Origin of the sequence: Pseudomonas sp. HMSC08G10, from assembly GCF_001808425.1 — a bacterium.
GTDB lineage: Bacteria > Pseudomonadota > Gammaproteobacteria > Pseudomonadales > Pseudomonadaceae > Aquipseudomonas > Aquipseudomonas guariconensis.
The window spans coordinates 133,616-153,524 of the sequence record NZ_KV793294.1; the positions used below are offsets into that span (position 1 = coordinate 133,616).

Annotated in this window: 21 protein-coding genes; 6 read left to right on the forward strand and 15 right to left on the reverse strand. The window is 62.5% G+C overall.

The genetic code is table 11. The annotated features are described in order from the left end of the window. Positions 1–5 precede the first annotated feature (5 nt). On the forward strand, positions 6–449 hold the full coding sequence (gene cadR, locus HMPREF3173_RS04825) for a cadmium resistance transcriptional regulator CadR (protein WP_043208688.1): 444 nt from the start codon (positions 6–8) through the stop codon (positions 447–449). A 33-nt stretch (positions 450–482) separates the two neighbouring features. Here cadR and HMPREF3173_RS04830 read toward each other — a convergent pair whose 3' ends face one another. The 3 genes from HMPREF3173_RS04830 to HMPREF3173_RS04840 are packed head-to-tail and all read right to left on the reverse strand — an operon-like array spanning position 483 to position 3,111. Continuing rightward, entirely contained in the window at positions 483–1,454 is a 972-nt protein-coding gene (locus HMPREF3173_RS04830; protein WP_070571745.1) for a thymidylate synthase, read from the reverse strand. Positions 1,455–1,502: 48 nt separating this feature from the next. Further along, positions 1,503–2,312 carry a prolipoprotein diacylglyceryl transferase gene (lgt, locus tag HMPREF3173_RS04835; RefSeq protein WP_043208691.1) on the reverse strand — a complete coding sequence of 270 codons (810 nt, stop codon included), beginning with the start codon at positions 2,310–2,312 and terminating at the stop codon, positions 1,503–1,505. A 16-nt stretch (positions 2,313–2,328) separates the two neighbouring features. Then, the gene (locus HMPREF3173_RS04840) at positions 2,329–3,111 is read right to left on the reverse strand and encodes a sulfite exporter TauE/SafE family protein (RefSeq protein WP_043208693.1); all 783 of its coding nucleotides are present in this window, start codon (positions 3,109–3,111) and stop codon (positions 2,329–2,331) included. 131 nt (positions 3,112–3,242) lie between these two features. On the opposite strand from HMPREF3173_RS04840, the gene HMPREF3173_RS04845 reads away from it, so the two are divergent. Next, a complete protein-coding gene (locus HMPREF3173_RS04845; protein WP_070571746.1) occupies positions 3,243–3,989 on the forward strand; it encodes an NRDE family protein in 747 nt (248 codons plus the stop codon). Positions 3,990–4,047: 58 nt separating this feature from the next. Here HMPREF3173_RS04845 and ptsP read toward each other — a convergent pair whose 3' ends face one another. From ptsP to ilvA, 4 genes are all read right to left on the reverse strand, one after another. Beyond that, a complete protein-coding gene (gene ptsP / locus HMPREF3173_RS04850) occupies positions 4,048–6,327 on the reverse strand; it encodes a phosphoenolpyruvate--protein phosphotransferase (protein WP_070571747.1) in 2,280 nt (759 codons plus the stop codon). A gap of 22 nt (positions 6,328–6,349) precedes the next feature. Further along, positions 6,350–6,829, reverse strand: coding sequence for an RNA pyrophosphohydrolase (locus HMPREF3173_RS04855; RefSeq protein WP_029614755.1), 480 nt, complete (start codon positions 6,827–6,829; stop codon positions 6,350–6,352). 283 nt (positions 6,830–7,112) lie between these two features. Then, a complete protein-coding gene (locus HMPREF3173_RS04860) occupies positions 7,113–7,538 on the reverse strand; it encodes a DUF2269 family protein (protein WP_070571748.1) in 426 nt (141 codons plus the stop codon). Positions 7,539–7,576: 38 nt separating this feature from the next. After that, entirely contained in the window at positions 7,577–9,091 is a 1,515-nt protein-coding gene (ilvA, locus tag HMPREF3173_RS04865; RefSeq protein WP_070571749.1) for a threonine ammonia-lyase, biosynthetic, read from the reverse strand. Positions 9,092–9,232: 141 nt separating this feature from the next. On the opposite strand from ilvA, the gene rpiA reads away from it, so the two are divergent. After that, positions 9,233–9,907 (forward strand): ribose-5-phosphate isomerase RpiA, encoded by a 675-nt coding sequence (gene rpiA / locus HMPREF3173_RS04870; protein ID WP_043211467.1) that lies wholly within the window; start codon positions 9,233–9,235, stop codon positions 9,905–9,907. A 103-nt stretch (positions 9,908–10,010) separates the two neighbouring features. Here rpiA and HMPREF3173_RS04875 read toward each other — a convergent pair whose 3' ends face one another. The 4 genes from HMPREF3173_RS04875 to HMPREF3173_RS04890 all read right to left on the reverse strand — a co-directional run bounded on the left by HMPREF3173_RS04875 (position 10,011) and on the right by HMPREF3173_RS04890 (position 14,140). Continuing rightward, positions 10,011–10,916: an SdiA-regulated domain-containing protein gene (locus tag HMPREF3173_RS04875; RefSeq protein ID WP_043211469.1), complete on the reverse strand. Its 906-nt coding sequence runs from the start codon at positions 10,914–10,916 to the stop codon at positions 10,011–10,013. A 65-nt stretch (positions 10,917–10,981) separates the two neighbouring features. After that, positions 10,982–11,905, reverse strand: coding sequence for an SdiA-regulated domain-containing protein (locus HMPREF3173_RS04880; RefSeq protein WP_070571750.1), 924 nt, complete (start codon positions 11,903–11,905; stop codon positions 10,982–10,984). A 145-nt stretch (positions 11,906–12,050) separates the two neighbouring features. Then, the gene (locus HMPREF3173_RS04885) at positions 12,051–12,716 is read right to left on the reverse strand and encodes a fumarylacetoacetate hydrolase family protein (RefSeq protein ID WP_070571751.1); all 666 of its coding nucleotides are present in this window, start codon (positions 12,714–12,716) and stop codon (positions 12,051–12,053) included. A 26-nt stretch (positions 12,717–12,742) separates the two neighbouring features. Then, positions 12,743–14,140 carry an FAD-binding oxidoreductase gene (locus HMPREF3173_RS04890; RefSeq protein ID WP_070571752.1) on the reverse strand — a complete coding sequence of 466 codons (1,398 nt, stop codon included), beginning with the start codon at positions 14,138–14,140 and terminating at the stop codon, positions 12,743–12,745. A 169-nt stretch (positions 14,141–14,309) separates the two neighbouring features. On the opposite strand from HMPREF3173_RS04890, the gene serA reads away from it, so the two are divergent. Further along, complete coding sequence (gene serA / locus HMPREF3173_RS04895; protein WP_043211478.1) at positions 14,310–15,539, forward strand: phosphoglycerate dehydrogenase; 1,230 nt, start codon at positions 14,310–14,312, stop codon at positions 15,537–15,539. Positions 15,540–15,694: 155 nt separating this feature from the next. Here serA and HMPREF3173_RS04900 read toward each other — a convergent pair whose 3' ends face one another. Further along, positions 15,695–16,171, reverse strand: coding sequence for a DUF4399 domain-containing protein (locus HMPREF3173_RS04900; RefSeq protein WP_070571753.1), 477 nt, complete (start codon positions 16,169–16,171; stop codon positions 15,695–15,697). 227 nt (positions 16,172–16,398) lie between these two features. Between HMPREF3173_RS04900 and HMPREF3173_RS04905 the strand changes: the two genes are divergently transcribed. Then, entirely contained in the window at positions 16,399–16,878 is a 480-nt protein-coding gene (locus HMPREF3173_RS04905; protein WP_070571754.1) for a transporter substrate-binding domain-containing protein, read from the forward strand. A gap of 54 nt (positions 16,879–16,932) precedes the next feature. On the opposite strand, the gene HMPREF3173_RS04910 is transcribed toward HMPREF3173_RS04905, so the two are convergent. Both HMPREF3173_RS04910 and HMPREF3173_RS04915 read right to left on the reverse strand, forming a co-directional pair. Further along, positions 16,933–17,436: a 2-thiouracil desulfurase family protein gene (locus tag HMPREF3173_RS04910; RefSeq protein WP_070571755.1), complete on the reverse strand. Its 504-nt coding sequence runs from the start codon at positions 17,434–17,436 to the stop codon at positions 16,933–16,935. Beyond that, the gene (locus HMPREF3173_RS04915; protein ID WP_070571756.1) at positions 17,423–18,046 is read right to left on the reverse strand and encodes a 2OG-Fe(II) oxygenase; all 624 of its coding nucleotides are present in this window, start codon (positions 18,044–18,046) and stop codon (positions 17,423–17,425) included. The genes HMPREF3173_RS04910 and HMPREF3173_RS04915 overlap by 14 nt, the downstream gene beginning before the upstream one ends. Before the next feature lie 121 nt (positions 18,047–18,167). Between HMPREF3173_RS04915 and HMPREF3173_RS04920 the strand changes: the two genes are divergently transcribed. Next, the gene (locus tag HMPREF3173_RS04920; RefSeq protein ID WP_070571757.1) at positions 18,168–18,920 is read left to right on the forward strand and encodes a DUF2059 domain-containing protein; all 753 of its coding nucleotides are present in this window, start codon (positions 18,168–18,170) and stop codon (positions 18,918–18,920) included. Here HMPREF3173_RS04920 and HMPREF3173_RS04925 read toward each other — a convergent pair whose 3' ends face one another. Further along, positions 18,921–19,850, reverse strand: a complete 930-nt coding sequence (locus HMPREF3173_RS04925; RefSeq protein ID WP_070571758.1) for a phospholipase BipL — start codon at positions 19,848–19,850, stop codon at positions 18,921–18,923. It abuts the gene before it with no gap. Between the last annotated feature and the right edge of the window lie 59 nt (positions 19,851–19,909).

The window sequence follows — 19,909 nt, forward strand, 5'->3', positions numbered from 1 at the left end:
TTGCCATGAAGATCGGAGAACTGGCCAAGGCCACCGAGTGCGCCGTGGAGACCATCCGCTACTACGAGCGCGAGCAATTGCTACCGGCCCCCGCCCGCACCGAAGGCAACTACCGGCAATACACCCAGGCCCATGTGGAGCGCCTGACCTTCATCCGCAACTGCCGCACCCTGGACATGACCCTGGACGAAATCCGCAGCCTGTTGCGCCTGCGCGACAGCCCGGACGACTCGTGCGGCAGCGTCAATGCGCTGATCGACGAGCATATCGAGCATGTGCAGGCGAGAATCGATGGGTTGATGGCGCTGCAGGCGCAGTTGGTGGAGCTGCGCCAGCAGTGCAACGCCAAAGGATCGGAGTGCGCGATCCTTCAGCAACTGGAGACGAACGGGGCGGTATCGGTACCCGAAACCGAGCACTCCCACGTGGGACGCAGTCACGGGCATTGAGGGGGGCTACGAAGCAGCCCAGCCCTCTAAAGGTCAGACCGCCATCGGCGCGGTCATCGGCGCATGGTGCTCGTACCCTTCCAGCCAGAAGTCGCTCGGCTCGATCTTCTCCAGCCACTCGGGCTCGTACTGGCCCGTCTCTGCGAACGCCGGCACGCGGTCGCTGATCACCAGTTTCGGCGCCGCCAATGGCTCGCGCTTCATCTGCTCGTTCAGCATGTCCAGGTGGTTTTCATACACATGGGCATCGCCGATGAAATAGGTGAACCAGCGCGGGGTGTAGCCGGTCAGGCGGCCGAACAGCGACAGCAGCGCCGCGCCTTCGGTGAGGTTGAACGGTGTGCCCAGGCCCAGGTCGTTGGAACGGATGTAGAGCGTCAGGGAAATTTCCTTGGTCTCGACATTGGGGTGGAACTGATACAGCAGGTGGCACGGCGGCAGGGCCATTTCATCGAGCTGGGCGCAGTTCCAGCCGTGGAACAGAATGCGGCGGCTGCCCGGGTCGTGGGCGATGGTGTCCAGGCACTGGCGCACCTGGTCGATGGCCTTGTACAGGATGACGAACGCCTGGCCGTCTTCTTCATCCTGGGCGATGCGGCGAAAGCCTGCCTTCTCGGCCATCTCGATGGCCGCCGGGTTGCTCAGCGGGATGCGCTTGTAGCCCGGCCACTGGCGCCATTGCACGCCGTAGATTTCACCCAGGTCGTCGTGGCCCTGGCGGAAGGGATTGGCCAGCCACTGAGCGTTCTCGTTGGCGTTCTGGTCCCAGACCTTGCAGCCCAACTCACGGAACTGCCCGGCATTCTTCACGCCGCGCAAAAAACCCACCATCTCGCCGATCGCCGACTTGAACGCCAACTTGCGCGTGGTGATGGCCGGGAAGCCCTTCTGCAGGTCGAAACGCAGCATGGCGCCCGGCAGGCTGATGGTGCGGATGCCGGTGCGGTTTTCCTGCAACGTACCGTTTTCGATGACGTCGCGGACCAGGTCTAGATACTGTTTCATGGCTTACCTGTAGCAAGAACGGCAGGGGGATCGCCCCTGCCGTGAGAGTCAAACGGTGGCCTTGGCCGTAGGTTTGCGGTTGTAGGCCCACCAGATCAGGAAGATGCCGCCGGCGATCATCGGCACGCAGAGCAACTGACCCATGGTCAACCAGCCGAAGGCGATGTACCCCAGCTGGGCGTCGGGTACCCGCACGAATTCCACGATGAAGCGGAAAATCCCGTAGAACAGCGCGAACATGCCGGAAACGGCCATGGTCGGACGCGGTTTGCGCGAGTACAGCCAAAGGATGACGAATAATGCCACACCTTCGAGGGCGAACTGGTACAACTGCGACGGGTGACGCGGCAGTTGCGCCGGGTCGCTGAACGGCGGGAAGACCATCGCCCAAGGCAGGTCGGTGGCCTTGCCCCACAGCTCGGCGTTGATGAAATTGCCGATGCGCCCGGCGCCCAGGCCGATCGGCACCAGCGGGGCGACGAAGTCCATCAGCTCGAAGAACGACTTGTTGTTGCGCTTGCCGAACCACAGTGCCGCCAGCATCACGCCGATGAAGCCACCGTGGAACGACATGCCGCCCTTCCAGACCTCGAAGATCAACGTCGGATTGGCCAAGTACTGGTGCAGGTCATAGAACAGCACATAGCCCAGGCGCCCACCGACGATCACCCCCATGGACAGCCAGAACACCAGATCGGAGAGTTTCTCGCGGGTCCAGGTGGGGTCGAAGCGGTTCAACCGGCGCGAGGCCAGCAGCCAGGCGCCGCCGATGCCGATCAGGTACATCAGGCCGTACCAGTGGATTTTCAGCGGCCCGATGGCCACGGCCACGGGGTCGATCTGCGGGTAAGGCAGCATTGTCATTCCTCTCGGGTTAAATCAAAAAGCTCAGACCGACGCAAAACAGCAGCGCGGCGAACAGACGCTTGAGCAAACGCGGCGACAACCTGTGCGCCAGGCGGGCACCGAATCGGGCGAAGAACATGCTGGTGACCGCGATGCCCACCAGCGCAGGAAGATAGACGTAACCGATGCTGTGAGCCGGCAGGTGCTGCTCGTTCCAGCCCAGCCACATGAAGCTCAGGGCACTGGCCACGGCAATCGGCAAACCACAGGCCGACGAGGTCGCCACTGCCTGCTGCATCGGCAGGCTGCGCCAGGTCAGGAACGGCACGGTCAGCGAGCCGCCGCCGATGCCAAAGATCGCCGAGGCCCAGCCGATCACGCTGCCAGCAGCGGTCAGGCCGGGCTTGCCGGGTATGCCGCGGCTGGCCTTGGGCTTGAGGTCCAGGGCCATCTGCGCGGCGATCACCAGGGCGAACACGCCGATGATCTTCTGCAGCATCGGGCCTTGGATCAGCGAGGCAGTCTTGGCCCCGACCAGCGCACCGAGCAGGATGCCAAGGGTCATCCAGGCGAAGATCGGCCACTGCACCGCGCCCTTGCGCTGATGCTCAAGCACGGCATTGATCGACGTGAAGACGATGGTCGCGAGCGACGTGCCGACGGCCAAGTGAGTCAGTACCGACGGGTCGAAGCCCTGCAGGGTGAAGCTGAACACCAGCACCGGCACGATGATGATGCCACCGCCCACACCGAACAGCCCGGCCAACACACCGGCGCAGGCCCCCAACAGCAGATAGAGTACGAATTCCATTCGTCGCCCCTTATGGAAACAATCCGCCATGGTAGCGGAAGCCAGCCCCGTGGCTCTAGTGAACTCTCTGTCAGGTGATGGATAGACGCAGGCCTAGTGGGTAGAGTGGCCAAAACAACCGAGGCCCTGACATGTGCCTGATCGTTTTCGCCTGGCGGCCGGGGCACGCCCTGCCGCTGATCGTCGCGGCCAACCGTGACGAGTTCTACGCCCGCCCGACCCAAGCCCTGGCCGCCTGGGAGGACGCCCCGGGCGTGCATGCCGGTCGCGACCTGGAAGCCGGTGGCACCTGGCTGGGCATAGGCCCCCAGGGACGCTTCGCGGCGCTGACCAACATCCGTGACCCACAACAGCCACTCGGGCCACGCTCACGCGGCGAGCTGGTGACGGCGTATCTGCGCGGGGACCTGGGCGTGGAGGCTTATCTCGACCACGTGGCCAGCCGCAGCAGCCAGTACTCAGGATTCAATCTACTGGTGGGCGATGCCGGGCAGCTGGGTTACCTGAACGCACGCCAGACCTCGCCGCGCCTGCTGGAGCCTGGGGTGTACGGGCTGTCCAATGCCGGGCTGGATACGCCCTGGCCCAAGCTGATCAAGGCGCGTAGTGGGCTGGAGGCGTTACTTGAGGATCCTCAGCCAGAGCATCTGCTGGCGTTGCTCGCCGATGCAGCGCCGGCCCATGAAAGCGATCTGCCGGAAACTGGCGTGGGGCTGGCGACCGAGAAGCTGCTGTCGAGCGTGTTCATTGCCAGCCAGAACTATGGAACACGGGCGAGTACGGTATTGCTGGTCGATGACCAAGGGCGGCGGCGAATCATCGAGCGCAGTTTCGGGCCCTTTGGCGGGCACTTGGGAGAGGTCGAGCTGCTGGTTTGAAAGGCATTGGTGTACCGGCCTCTTCGCGGGTTTACCCACGAAGAGGCCAGGAGTGATGTCAGAGGGTCTTGTTGGCCCCAGGCCCGATCATCCGCGCCAGCCCCAGGTTCTTCAGGGCCAACTGCAGCGAGCTGTGGATAACCTGCGGGTTGTCATGGCTCATGGCATCGACCAGCAGTTCCTTGGCCTTGCTCATGTTGATCTGACGCAGCATCCACTTCACCTTTGGCAGGTTTGTGGCGTTCATCGACAGGCTATCGAAGCCCATCGCCATAAGCAGCACGGCGGCAGCTGGATCGCCGGCCATCTCACCGCAAATGCTCACCGGCTTGCCTTCTTCATGGGCGACGCTGACCACGGTCTGCAAGGCCTGAAGCACCGCCGGATGCAAGTAGTCGTAGAGGTCGGCGACGCGCGGGTTGTTCCGATCGACCGCCAACAGGTACTGGGTAAGGTCGTTGGAACCGACCGACAGGAAGTCCACCTGCCGCGCAAGCTCGCGGGTCTGATAAACCGCAGCAGGAATTTCGACCATCACCCCGACCGGCGGCATCGGCACATCGGTGCCTTCGTCCCGCACCTCGCCCCAGGCGCGGTGGATCAGGTGCAGCGCCTCTTCCAGCTCATGGATGCCAGAGATCATCGGCAGCAGAATGCGTAAATTGTTCAGGCCCTCGCTGGCCTTGAGCATGGCGCGGGTCTGCACCAGGAAGATTTCCGGGTGGTCGAGGGTCACACGGATGCCACGCCAGCCCAGGAAGGGGTTTTCTTCCTTGATCGGGAAGTACGAAAGCGCCTTGTCGCCGCCGATATCGAGGCTGCGCATGGTCACAGGCAGCGGATGGAACGCCTGCAGCTGCTCACGGTAGATCGTCAGCTGTTCCTTCTCGCTGGGGAAGCGCTGGTTGATCATGAAAGGCACTTCGGTGCGGTACAGGCCCACGCCTTCGGCACCACGCTGCTGGGCACGGGCGACATCGGCCAGCAGCCCCGTGTTGACCCACAACGGCATGCGGTGGCCATCCGGGGTCACGCAGGGCAGCTCACGCAGGGCATCCAGCCCCTGGGCCAGCTGGCGCTCCTCCTCGACCACATCGCTGTACTGCTTGCGCAGCACCTCGCCCGGGTTGGTGAACACCTCACCCTTGTAGCCGTCGACGATCATCTCGATGCCGTCGACTTTCGAGTACGGCAGGTCGACCAGGCCCATGACCGTCGGGATGCCCATGGCCCGAGCCAGGATCGCCACGTGGGAGTTGCCCGAACCGAGTACCGACACCAGGCCGACCAGCTTGCCCTCCGGGACCTCGCCAAGCATCGCCGGGGTCAGCTCCTCGCTGACCAGAATGGTGTTGTCCGGGTATACCAACGTCTGCGAGCGCGCCTCCTGGAGATAGGCCAGCAGGCGCCGGCCCAGGTCCTTGACGTCCGATGCCCGCTCACGCAGGTAATCGTCGTCCATCAACTCGAAGCGGCTGACGTGCTCGCCCACCACCTGGCGCAGGGCGCCCTGGGCCCATTGGCCGGTCTTGATGACCTGCGCCACCTCGCCGCCCAGGGCCGCATCCTCGAGCATCATCAGGTAGACGTCGAACAGCGCGCGCTCTTCCGGGCGCAGCTGGGTGGCGAGCTTGGCCGACAACTTGCGCATGTCGGCGCGCACACCCTCCAAAGCGGTGTTGAACAACTTGAGTTCAGTGTCGATGTCCTCGACGGTCTTGTCCGGGACCACTTCCAGATCGGCCGGCGGCAGCATCACCACGGCCTTGCCGACGGCAGCGCCCGGCGAGCCAGGCACACCGACGAAGCGCGCCTCCTGGATGCCCTTGCCCTGGCGGCCCAGGCCACGGATGGAGCCGGTGGCCTCGGCATGGGCGATAACGCCTGCGAGCTGGGCGCTCATGGTGACCAGGAAGGCTTCTTCGCCTTCGTCGAACTGGCGGCGCTCCTTTTGCTGGATGACCAACACCCCGACCACACGACGGTGGTGGATGATCGGTGCACCGAGGAAGGAGGCGAAGCGCTCCTCGCCGGTTTCGGCGAAGTAGCGATAACGGGGGTGGGCGGCGGCGTCTTCGAGGTTCAGCGGCTCTTCCCGGGTACCGACCAGGCCAACCAGGCCTTCGTTGGGGGCCATGCTGACCTTGCCGATGGAGCGTTTGTTCAAGCCCTCGGTGGCCATGAGCACGAAACGGTTGGTATCCGGATCGAGCAGGTAGACCGAGCAGACCTGGCTGCCCATGGCTTCCTTGACGCGCAAGACAATGATCCCCAACGCCGTCTTGAGATCTTTGGCGGAGTTCACTTCCTGGACGATCTTGCGCAGCGTATTGAGCATGGCTCGGGGTCGGACTCCGTCGTCAGTCGCGCGTCAACAGGCGCGGGGCTAGCTCTTTCAAGGCGCGGCGATAGACCTCACGCTTGAATGTCACCACCTGGCCCAAGGGATACCAGTAGCTGACCCAACGCCAGCCGTCGAATTCCGGCTTGCCGGTCAGGTCCATGCGTACCCGCTGCTCATTGCTCACAAGGCGCAGCAGGAACCACTTCTGTTTCTGGCCAATGCACAGGGGCTGGCTGTGGGTGCGCACCAGGCGCTGGGGTAAACGATAACGCAACCAGCCACGGGTGCAGGCAAGAATTTCCACATCCTCGCGTTCCAGGCCTACTTCTTCGTTCAGCTCGCGGTACAGGGCGTCTTCCGGCGTCTCGTCAGGGTTGATGCCACCCTGGGGGAATTGCCAGGCATCCTGGTTGATCCGTCGAGCCCATAGCACCTGCCCGGCATCATTCGTAAGAATGATCCCGACATTGGGGCGAAAACCATCCGGGTCGATCACGGCAGCAACCTCGCAAACGCATGTCAACGCATTGTTCCACAAAGCTCACGAGCGCAGCAACGCGCCCGCCAAGCTTATGTGCGGCGAGGTGAAAACTCTGTGTTCCATGGGGTCTTGCCAAGGCCCGGCTCATGAACGTCGCCGAGGGTCTGTAACGATATACCGCGGTTTCATGAAGGGTTGGTGACGGAGCATCGGAGCTGCGCCAGCGCCTACCTTTCAAAGCGGATCCAGGTGGAAGCTGGCCAAGCCTGCGATGGGGCGTGGAACGGCCCCTTGGGGCTCAGATCGGCTTGGCGCCCATCAGTCCGGCGATGGAGAGCAAGCACACGCCACTGATCAACGCCAACGCCAGGGTCAAGCGCAACCCCGTGGGTTCAGCCTTGCGCAGACGGTTGAGACGGACCAACAACCACCAGGCAGTGAACGCGCCCACGCTGTAGATGACGCTGGAGGCCAGTAACCACGTCTGCCCCAGGGGCCAGCCGATCAGGTGCACCAGCCACCAACCGGTGAACGGCATGCTCACCAAGCAAACGCCCATCAACAACCAGACAAACACCAGAGGCCGGCGCAGCAGCTTGCCGTAGGCCTCGGCATCGCCACGACGGCGGGCAGCGACGGTCCAGATCGACAGGCCCAGCGCGCCCAGTAGCAACAACACGGTGGCACCGATGTGCAGGGCCTTGAGGGTGGTCAGGTATTCCATGTCTTCACGTCCTTGAGCGATAGGGCAAGCTTAGTCGTTTAGCCCAGGAACAGCTTGTAGGCCGGGTTATCGGTCTCGTCCCAGTACGGGTAGCCGATCTTGGCCAGTGCCGCCGGTACCAGGTGGCGTTCGTCGTCCGGTACCTGCAAGCCTGCGACCACTCGGCCATCGGCTGCGCCGTGGTTGCGGTAGTGGAACATGGAGATGTTCCAGCGACCGCCGAGTTTGTTGAGGAAATTGAACAGCGCCCCTGGGCGCTCGGGGAACTCGAAGCGCAGCACCATCTCGTCGCTGGCCCCTGCCGAGTGCCCGCCGACCATGTGGCGGATATGCAGCTTGGCCAGTTCGTTGTCGGTCAGGTCGGTGACAGGGAAGCCTTGCTCGGTCAGTTGTTGGACCAGCATTGCCCGCGGATCGGTTTCAGGGTGAGTCTGCACGCCAACGAAGATGTGCGCTTCCTTGTCGGCGTGGTAACGGTAGTTGAACTCGGTGATCTGGCGCTTGCCGATCGCCTCGCAGAATGCCTTGAAGCTGCCCGGTCGCTCTGGAATGGTCACAGCGATGATCGCCTCGCGCTTTTCGCCCAGTTCGGCGCGCTCGGCCACATGGCGCAGGCGGTCGAAATTGACGTTGGCACCCGAGTCGATCGCCACCAGGGTCTGGCCGGATACGCCATACAGCTCGACGTATTTCTTGATGCCCGCCACGCCCAAGGCGCCTGCAGGTTCGGTGATCGAGCGGGTATCGTCGTAGATATCCTTGATGGCAGCGCAAATCTCGTCGGTGCTGACTGTCACTACCTCGTCCACATGGTGTCGGCAGATGTCGAAGGTATGCTGGCCGATCTGCGCCACCGCCACGCCGTCGGCGAACAGGCCGACCTGCGGTAGCACCACGCGCTCGCCTGCAGCCATCGCGGCCTGCAGGCAGTTGGAATCGTCCGGCTCGACGCCGATCACCTTGATCTCGGGACGCAGGTACTTCACGTAGGCGGCGATGCCGGCGATCAGGCCACCGCCGCCGACAGGCACGAAGATCGCGTCCAGGCGCCCAGGGTGCTGGCGCAAGATCTCCATGGCCACCGTGCCTTGACCGGCAATGGTGTGAGGGTCGTCATAGGGGTGGATGTAAACGAAGCCCTTTTCGTCCACCAGCTTGAGCGAATACGCCAGCGCCTCGGGGAAGGAGTCGCCGTGCAGCACCACCTTGCCGCCGCGCGAGCGCACGCCTTCGACCTTGATCTCCGGGGTGGTCTTAGGCATCACGATCGTTGCCTTGATACCCAGTTCGCGCGCCGCCAGTGCCACACCTTGGGCATGGTTGCCGGCCGAGGCGGTGACCACGCCGCGGGCCAGTTCTTCTGGGCTCAGCTGCGCCAGTTTGTTGTACGCCCCACGGATCTTGAAGGAGAACACCGGCTGCAGATCCTCGCGCTTGAGCAAGACCTGGTTGCCCAGCCGCTTGCTCAACTGGCCAGCGCTCTGCAGCGGGGTTTCGACCGCGACGTCGTAGACGCGCGAGGTGAGGATCTTCTTGACGTACTGTTCGAGCATCGGGAAAGCATCACTGGCCGCGGGACAAGGCCTGGGAGTCTACCGCAGCGCTACGTCGGGCGACCACAGCGAAACCGAGGTTTTGCCGGCACTTGCGTCTATAATACCGGGCTTTGAAATCCCGCCCCTCTCGGAGCCCGCATGACCCAGGACCAACTCAAACAGGCCGTCGCCCAGGCTGCCGTCGACTTCATTCTGCCCAAGCTGGATGAGAAAAGCGTCGTCGGCGTCGGCACCGGTTCGACCGCCAACTTCTTCATCGATGCCCTGGCCAAGCACAAGACCGCCTTCGACGGCGCTGTCGCCAGCTCCGAAGCCACCGCCGAGCGCCTGAAGTCCCACGGCATCCCGGTGTACGAACTCAACAGTGTCAGCGAACTGGAGTTCTATGTGGACGGTGCCGACGAGAGCGATGCACACCTGAACCTGATCAAGGGCGGCGGTGCGGCCCTGACACGGGAGAAGATCGTCGCGGCGGTGGCCAAGACCTTCATCTGCATCGCCGACGCCAGCAAGCTGGTGCCCGTGCTGGGCGCCTTCCCGCTGCCGGTCGAGGTGATCCCCATGGCCCGCAGCCACGTGGCTCGCCAGCTGGTCAAGCTCGGCGGCGACCCGGTGTATCGCGAAGGCGTGGTGACCGACAACGGCAACGTCATTCTCGACGTGCACAACCTGCAAATCACCGACCCGGTCGGCCTGGAGTCGCAGATCAACGCCATCGTCGGCGTGGTCACCAACGGCCTGTTCGCGGCCCGTCCGGCGGACCTGCTGCTGCTCGGCACCGCCGAAGGCGTCAAGACGCTCAAGGCCGAGTAACCCTTCTGGGGCTGCATTGCAGCCCATTGAAGACTTCGCCAGTTTCCACCGGTATCCGGTGGGAATTGGCGACTTTGAGCTCAGACCTGCTCGCGACCCGCGTTCAATCTGTCGATTGCCTGAAGACGTAGAACAGGTTCGGCTCGCTGACCAGATAGATGGTCCCCTCCTCGTCCATGGCCAGGCCCTCGGCCTGCGGCACACTGCGTTTGAGCCCCTGGAAGCCTTTGTTCAACGAAAGCGTGCTCAGCGGCCGGCCCTCCACATCCAGTTCCACCACCAACCGGGACTCATCCGACAGCGCCAGCAAATGCCCCGTGCGCTCGTCGAACTGCAGGCTCGACAGGTCACGCACGAACAACCGCGAATCGCGCTTGCGGTCCTGCACCACATGCACCGCATAGGGTTTTCCGGGTTTTCCGTGGGGGAAGCCGTGAATCTCGTAGATCATCATCGGGTCGCGCTCCTTGGCCACGAACAGGCGCTTGCCTGCCGAGTCGTAGGCCAGGCCTTCGAAGCCCTTGTTGCCATTACGACCAATGGCCAAGGTGAGCTGCTCGGCATCGTTGGCGTCGAGAAACAGCGTGTCGTCGTCCAGATGCACGCGGATCAGCCGCTGCTCACGCTCGTCAGTGATCACATAACTGTTGGTCCCCACGTATTCCACCGCCTCGGGATCGCCGAAGCCGGTCAGGGGGACGCGGCGCAGGATGCGACCTTCTAGCGACAGTTCGATGAGTTCGGAGCGTTTGTTGGTGACGGTGAAGAGGGTCTTGCGGTCGGGGTCGAAGGTCAGCGCCGAGATATCGTCATCCAACCCTGCGATAGGCTGGGCTTCGAGCGTCACACGGTAACGATCAAGGCCTATACCCTGCTCGGCAGGCTGCCACCAAGCCTGAAGATTGAACCAGCCACGCTCGAACAGACGAAACTCATGGGCGGCCAATCCACCCGCCAGCAGCGCAAGGCATGGCACCAGAACAAGGAACAGGCGTGAACGACGACACATGAAGATAGATCCGATAAGAAAGGCCGGAATCTAATCATGGTCGACTGAAATAAAACTTAATGCCGTCAGTTCTTTCTGAAACGATAGAAAAGGTCTGGCTCACTCACCATGTACAGGTTGCCTTGGTCATCCGTCGCCACGCCCTCGGCGCGCGGAATGGTGTGCTTCAAGCCGTTGAAACCGCCGAGCAACGTCATGAAGCTGACCTGTTTGCCCTTTTCGTCCAGTTCCAGCAGCAAGTTGGAATCAGCCGACAAGACCAGCAAATGGCCCGTGCGGGGATCGACCCACAAGGCGGAGAGATTGCGCACATCGAGCTGGTCGCTGGGCACAACCTGCTTTTCGCCTTTGAGCGGGCTTTTGCCATCGGTGCTCCAGGCATACAGTTTGGGCGGACGCTCTTCACCCAACAGCAGACGCTGGCGGACAGGGTCCCAGGCGATGGCCTCGAAACCCTTGTTGCTGTTGGCTGACTTGCCCAGGTCGTGGTGCGGATGGTCCGCGTAGGTCAAGCTGGTGGTGCTGGCATCCACGCTCACTAGGGTCATGTCATGCTTGCGCTCGTCGACAATCGCGATCTGGCCATCGGCCAACACCGCGACCCCTTCGGGGTTGTCCCAGCCCACCAGCGGGATCTTGCGCAGCACATCACCCTCGAGGCTCAGCTCGACCAGGAAAGGGTTGTTCCCCATTACCGCGAACAGGGTCCGGGTAAACGGGTTGAACGCCAGGTCCGATGGCTCATCGTCCGACATGTCCGGCAATACCTTGGCATCGATGTCCGCCACGTAGTCCGGCAGCCAGACGCTTTCACCGCGCTCGACCTTACTCTCGAAGCGCTCCTTGACCCACAGCACGGCGCGATCGTCCCAATGCATGATCACCGCCAGGACATAGCCCAACACTGCGACTACCCCTACCCATACCTGCCAACGACGGAAAATACCGCGCTTGCGAACTGGGCGTGGAGCACTGGAGGTAAATGCCATAGAAGAGCGCTTCCTGGTATCGCCGAGTTCTCCCTAACTTCGGCTAATGAAATATCCGGGGCATTATCCGGATGATTTGTGAAAAAAACGGCAAATATCGCGTTGAATACGATGACAGCCCGACAAGACTGCCATCGTCAGCGGGTCACAACACGCGGCTTTCGAAGCGGCTCGCGCCGGGAAGCTCCAACACCAGCTCATCGCCCACGCTCAAGGGGCCGACGCCAACGGGTGTACCGGTGAGGATGACATCACCCGGGAGCAGGGAGAAGTGGGCGGCAATATGCTGGATGACCGGCACGATGGGGTTGAGCATCATCGCGCTGTTGCCGTCCTGGCGGACTTCGCCATTGATCGACAGGCGAATGCCGATATCGGTCAGGTCCTCGAAGGTGTCGGCGACCACGAACGGCGGCAGGACGCAGGCACCGTCGAAGCTCTTGGCCAGTTCCCAAGGCAGGCCCTTCTCCTTGAGCTTGGCCTGCACGTCGCGCAGGGTCAGGTCCAAGGCCGGGGCAAAGCCGGAAATGGCATCGCGCACTTCTTCTTCGCTGGGGTGGGTCGACAGCGGCTTGCCGACCAGCACGGCAATCTCCGCTTCATAATGCACGGCCCCCCGCTCGATCGGGATCTTGAAACCACCCTCCAAGGGCACCACACAACTGCCGGGCTTTATGAACAGCAGAGGCTCGCTGGGGATTGGGTTGTCCAGCTCCTTGGCATGTTCGGCGTAGTTACGGCCTATGCAGACCACCTTGCCCAGGGGAAAGTGGATGCGCGTGCCGTCTAGGTACTGGTGCTGGTAACTCATGGCCGACTCCTCTGGATACTGCGTACTTATTCAGGAGCGAAGATCTTACCCGGATTCATGATGCCGTTCGGGTCGAACACTCCCTTTATTGCCTTCATGCAGGCAATTTCCTCAGGCGAGCGGCTGTAGCCCAGGTAGTCGCGCTTGGTCATGCCCACGCCATGCTCGGCGGAGATCGAGCCGTTGTAACGCTGGACGATCTCGAACACCCATTTGTTGACCTTGGCGCAGGTGGCGAAAAACGCGTCCTTGGCCATGTCATCGGGCTTGAGGATGTTCAGGTGCAGGTTGCCGTCGCCGATATGGCCGTACCAGACCACTTCGAAGTCCGGATAGTGCTGACCGACGATGGCATCGATGTCCCGCAGGAACGCCGGCACCTTCGAAACCGTGACGGAAATGTCGTTCTTGTAGGGTGTCCAGTGGGAAATGGTTTCGGAGATGTACTCGCGCAGTTTCCATAGGTTCTTGAGTTGGGTCTCGCTCTGGCTCATCACGCCATCGAGTACCCAGCCCTGCTCGACGCAATGCTCGAAGGTGGCCAGGGCTTCGTTGGCCACATCTTCGGTGCTGGCTTCGAACTCCAGCAGGGCATAGAACGGGCAATCGGTCTCGAACGGCGGCGGCACGTCGCCACGCCCCATGACCTTGGCCAAGGCCCTGTCGGAGAAAAATTCGAACGCGGTGAGGTCGAGCCTGCCCTGGAAGGCATGCAGCACTGGCATGATCGAGTCGAAGTCCGGCGTACCCAACACCATGGCGGTCAAGTTGCGCGGCGCACGGTCCAGACGCAGCGTGGCCTCGACCACGAAGCCCAGGGTGCCTTCGGCGCCAATGAACAACTGACGCAGGTCGTAGCCGGTGGCGTTCTTGATCAGGCCCTTGTTCAACTCGAGCAGCTCACCCTTGCCGATCACCACTTTCAGCCCTGCTACCCAGTTACGGGTCATGCCATAGCGAATGACCTTGATGCCGCCGGCATTGGTGCCGATGTTGCCACCGATCTGACTGGAGCCCGACGAGGCGAAATCCACCGGGTAATAAAGGCCGTTGTCCTCGGCGAACTGCTGCAACTGGCGAGTGATCACGCCCGGTTGGCACACCACGGTGCGGTCGAAGGCGTTGAAGTCGAGGATCCGGTTCATGTAGTCGAAGGCCACCACCACCTCGCCGTTGGCGGCCACCGCGGCGGCAGAGAGGCCGGTGCGCCCGCCCGAGGGCACCAACGCGACTTGATGTCGATTGGCCCAGGCGACAATGGCCTGCACCTGCTCGATGGTCCGAGGGAAGACGATCGCCGAGGGCGCCGGTGGATAGTGCTTGGTCCAGTCCTTGCCGTAGGCCTCCAGCGAAGCCGGGTCGGTAAGAACCTTGCTCGGGTCGACCAGGGTCATCAGTTCATCAAGTACCGCGGTGTTGGTCATCGGCTGAACTCTCGAACCATTCATAGTCACCCTGAGCACTCTTCACCTGTCGGGATAAGCTCAGATTCTGTCGCGTATGCTAGCATAGCGCTCCCGCCGTTCGTGCTAAGGCCGACACCGCGCCGCTTTACCCCCTGCCATTTTTTCTCCGGGATACAGGTTTACGCAGATGAGCAAGACTTCTCTCGACAAGAGCAAGATCAAGTTCCTTCTTCTTGAAGGTGTGCACCAGAATGCGGTCGATACCCTCAAGGCTGCCGGGTACACCAATATCGAGTACCTCACTGGTTCCTTGCCGGAAGCAGAGCTTAAGGAAAAGATCGCTGATGCCCACTTCATCGGCATTCGCTCCCGCACCCAGCTGACCGAAGAGATCTTCGACTGCGCGAAGAAACTGGTCGCTGTCGGCTGCTTCTGCATCGGTACCAACCAGGTCGACCTGAACGCAGCCCGCGAGCGCGGTATCGCCGTGTTCAACGCGCCATTCTCCAACACCCGCTCCGTTGCCGAGCTGGTGCTGGCCGAAGCCATCCTGCTGCTGCGTGGCATCCCCGAGAAGAACGCTTCCTGCCACCGTGGCGGCTGGATCAAGAGCGCGGCCAATTCCTTCGAGATCCGTGGCAAGAAACTGGGCATCGTCGGCTACGGCTCGATCGGCACCCAATTGTCGGTCCTGGCCGAAAGCCTGGGCATGCAGGTCTACTTCTACGATCCGCTGACCAAGCTGCCGCTGGGCAACGCCACCCAGGTGACCAGCCTGCACGAGCTGCTGGGCCTGGCCGACATCGTCTCGCTGCACGTGCCTGAGCTGCCATCCACCCAGTGGATGATCGGCGAGAAGGAAATCCGTGCGATGAAGAAGGGCTCGATCCTGATCAACGCCGCCCGTGGCACCGTGGTCGAGCTCGACCACCTGGCTGCCGCGATCAAGGACCAGCATCTGATCGGCGCCGCCATCGACGTCTTCCCGGTCGAGCCGCGCTCCAACGACGAGCAGTTCGAAAGCCCGCTGCGCGGCCTGGACAACGTGATCCTGACCCCACACATCGGTGGTTCCACCGCCGAAGCCCAGGCCAACATCGGCCTGGAAGTGGCCGAAAAGCTGGTCAAGTACAGCGACAACGGTACGTCCGTATCGTCGGTCAACTTCCCCGAAGTTGCCCTCCCGGCGCACCCAGGCAAGCACCGCCTGCTGCACATCCACCAAAACATCCCCGGCGTACTCAGCGAAATCAACAAAGTCTTCGCCGAAAACGGGATCAACATCTCCGGTCAGTTCCTGCAGACCGACGAGAAAGTGGGTTACGTGGTCATCGACGTGGATGCCGAATACTCGGACCTGGCGCAGGAAAAACTCCAGCAGGTCAAGGGCACTATCCGCTCTCGCGTGCTGTTCTAAGTTACTGCGTCACATAAAACAGGAGGCCTGCGGGGCCTCCTTTTTTTTGCCTGTGCATTGGCGGTGTTTGTTTCACGGATAAACCCGCCACCACAGGTCATGTGTCGCTCTGGAAACCTCTCGCTGCGCCTGGAGGGCCGCGAAAAGGTCGGGATTTACTTCACCTGCACGGTGATCTTCTGGGACTCGACGCTTGGCTTGAATGGCACATGGAACCGGTCCCCCAGGACTAGCTGCAGGGTGTGCTTGCCCGGCGCCAGTGTGATGGTGGCTTCGGTCTGCGCCTTGCCGAAGTGCAACACTTGCGGGCCGGCCGGCAGTGGCGCGTTGTTCTCCGGCATCAAGGTGGTCGGCAGCGGCTGGTCAGCCGCAGGCTCTTTGTCGACATCAACCAGCAGGTGATGGTGACCCGTGTGCGGGGTCGCATCGCCCGCAGGCTTGAGCCCCATGCCCTCGATGCCGAACTTGACCGTGAAGGTCTTGTCGACGGTCGCTCCGTCAGCGGGGGAAACGATGAAGACCTTGGCGCCCTCGGGCGGCTCCTGACTCTTCAGCGCGTCCGCGGCGCCCGCGAACACCGACACCCCCATCAACAAGCCGGCAACGGCAGCACGCGAAAATAGGCTGTTCATTCACATCTCCTGTGTTTCACTTTCATTGACTACTGTCCATTAACGAACCGCAGCGATAAATCACCATAGTTCAATTGGGCGCCAAGGTCTTGCCGGACAGGACCAGAAAAAATGATCGACGCTCAAAACATTGCAGCGCAGCTAAGGTCATAGCCTGCATTCGACCGTAACAAGTCAGAAAGTCGCGGCGAAACATATTCAACTGCCAAAAGAAAATGGGGGCATTCATGCGTTTGAGCACTGGCGTACTGCTGGCACTTTTGATCAGCCCATTGGCCCAGGCCGAGCTGATAGACGAAGTCAACGACCGGGGCGAGCTGCGCATTGCCGTGCAATCCGATACCCCACCCTACGCCTACAAGGAAAACGAACACCTGACCGGCTTCGAGATCGAGCTGGGCCAGGCCATCGCCAAGGAACTGGACGTGCGTGCACAATTCGTCGAGGCCCCCGCGGACCAGTTGCTGCCTGGCGTTCAGAGCGGCAAGTTCGACATCGCCCTCGATCAGCTCGATGCCAAACAGACACTCGATGGGCAATTGGATATCAGTCAGCCCTATGGCGCCGACGCACGGGTGATTCCATTTCAGAAGGACAACCCGGCGTTCGAAAGCGCTGTGAACAATGCCCTGCAGCGCATCAAGGACGACGGCCGTCTGACGGCATTGGAACAGAAGTGGCTCAAGAACCAGGCAGCGAGCCAGTGATGGCCTGCCAAACGCTGCAGGGGGCATCGGCCTTTATCGTCTGGCGAATCCTTGCTAGTGGCTCATACCTTCCAGCGCTCGCTGTGCGTCTTCGAGCTCCAGCTCGCTGAACACCAGCACGCCTTCGCGGCGCAACAGCGCTGTGGTCACCCCTTCCCCCGGGACCTTCACGCCGCTGAAGGTCCCATCGTAGGTCAACCGGTTGCCACATGAAGGGCTGCCTGCCTTGAGCACCGCCACACGGATGCCATGTTCACGCACCAGCGCCAGGGCCTGCCGGGCGCCAGCAAGAAAGGCTTCGCTGACATCCAACCCGGTCACCGTCACTACCTGGGCCTGCCCGTCCAGCACCGCCGCCCCCTGCCCGCCCGGAATTTCCGCTGGTGGGCGGGGTGTCGGCAGGCCGCCCGCCACTTCTGGACATAGCGGCACCACGCGGCCTTCGGCCTGCCAGCGCTGAAGAAGATCCGGGTGCCCGCTGTCGCGCCCGTCGTAGCGCACCGGCTGCCCCAGCAGACAGGCGCTGACCAGGACCCTGGGCAAATCAGAACGGTTCATTGCCACGACGGCGGAACCAGCCGGTCAGAGACAGGCGATCACGCCTGGCCGGCAAGACTTCATGGGGGATATCCCCAGACAGGAACACCACCAGGCTGCCCGCCTCCGGCTGCACATCCAGCTCCGTGTCCTCGGCGAGGAACATGCGCAACTGGCCACCATCCTGGGGTTGCCAATTCTCGTTGAGATAAAGGATGGCCGAGACCGCGCGTCGGTCGTCGTCGCGGAAACGGTCCACATGACGGCGATAGAAGGCGCCTGGTGGATACAAGGCGAAATGACACTCGAAGTCCTCGAGGCCCAGGTACAAGCCCTGGTTCAGCGCCTGGCGCAGGCTGTCCATGGCCGCCAGGTAGCGGTCACAGGCCTCGGACTCACCCGGCTCAAGCCATTGGATGCGGTCGCCACGGATCGCTTCGCGCACCTCTTGTCCGGTGCCGCGCCCTACGCCGGCCGGGCTCAATTCGCCCTCGGCGGCACGGTGTCGGCACTCGGCCGCCAAGGCGCTGATCAATGCTTCGGGCAGGAAAAAAGGCTGGCGAGACCAACCACGGTTGGCCAGGTCGTCGACGATGGTAGAAAGCATCGGATATTCAAGAGAGATGGGCATGGCGCATAGTATCGACTCGCCGTGAAAACCGACAGCGCCACTTGGCCGCCAACCGTCATCGGCGTCTCGACAAAGCCACGCCGCCCCAAGGACAATAGCGGCCTGCCGACAGGAGTCCTGAATGCGCCGTTTGTTTTCCCTGCTGCTGATGATGATCTGCACCATGCCTGTCTGGGCAGACAGTCTCGATCAGCTGTACAAGGTCGCCGGCTGGCCCGACCAGCGCGCCCACTTCACCGATGCCGTGAGCGCTGCCCAGCAGCGCTACAAGAACAGCCTGCCGCCTGCGGTCTACCAGGCGCTGGTCAACAACAGCAACCAGCGTTTCCAGGCCCAAGCCATGGACCGCCGGGCCCAGGCGCAATTGCGCGCCAACCTGCCCAACCCTGCGCCTGCGCTGGCCTTCTTCCAATCGCCGCTTGGGCGCAAGGTCGTGGCCGCCGAACTGCTGGCCACGCGCAAGGACCAACTGGCCAAGAACGCCAAAGGTCTGCCGAAGATCCAGGCCAGCGACAACCGCATGCTGATCATCGGCCACCTGGCCCAAGCCCTGCCTGCCCGGGAAGCCGGTGCCGAGGTGAGCCTGGCAATCGCCGGCGTCGCAGCCGACAGTCTCAGCTCCATGATCCCCGGCCTGTTCGGGGCAGGTCAGGCCAGCAGCCTGCTCGATGGCCAGCGCCAGCGCCTGATGCAGCAGATCGGCGAGGATTTGAACAACACCCTGCTGTACGTCTACCGCGACCTGTCCGACGCCGAGCTCGAAGAATTCGCCACCTTCGCCGAATCTGCCGAAGGCAAGGCCTACTACAAGGCTGCCCTGGAAGCGGTGCGCGCCGGTCTGGCGGTGGGGCAGAGCGCCGCAGACCTGCAGTGATCAGCCAAGGCGCTGATCGATGAAGGCGAAGTAGCGCTGGCGAATGTCCGGCAGCTCGTTGGCCAGATGATGACGCGCCTCGGGCAGCATGAGGATCTGCGGCTCGGCGAACTTCGCCTTGAGCACCTTGAGGTTGTAGGGCCAATCCACCGTGGCGTCGGCTTCCCCCTGCACGATCACCGGTCGCCGCACGCTACGCGGCGCGGCCTCGATACGCTTGACCCAGGCCACCAGAGCCCCGACCCAGGCCGTCGGCAACCGCCGCGGTTGCAGTGGGTCGGCCTCCAGGAACGGCAGGAACGCCGGATCGTTACTGTTCTCGCTGAAGCGCCGCTCGATGCCGTTGACGAAGTGGCGCAGCACGCAATAGCTGAGTTTCGACCAATACCACGAGCGTGGCCGCACCAAAGGCGCCAGCAGGATCACTTGGCCATCGGCCGGGCTCTGCTCGCCGTGGTGCAGCACGTGGTCCACCACGATCGCCCCGCCAGTGCTCTGCCCGCACAGATGCCATGGGCGTGGTAAGTCGAGCAGACGGGCCTGTTCGAACAAGGCATCGAGCATCTGCTGGTAGACGGCGAAATCAGTGATGCTGGCCCGTTCGCCACTCGACAGCCCATGCCCAGGGAGGTCGCAACTGATGACCGCAAACCCCTGACCCAACGCCCACTCGATCACATGGCAGTACAGCCCCATGTGGTCGTAGTAGCCGTGCAGCAGAAACAGCGTCGCCACAGGCCGCTGCGGCAACCACACCTGCCCCACCAACTCGAAGCCCGCCGCCTTGAAGCCGCCCAGCCAGCTTTGGCGCACCAGCAGGTCCAGGCCATAGAAACGCTGGTAGTCCAGGCCTTGAGACGACAGAGGGTGGCGGGCTGCCAAGGGCGCAAGGCTGGCGCGCAGGAGGTCGGGGTGAAAGGTGGCGGGCATCGGGCGGATCCACAGCGAAGCGAGTATTGACCTGTGATATTCAGCTCTGGGCGTCATCG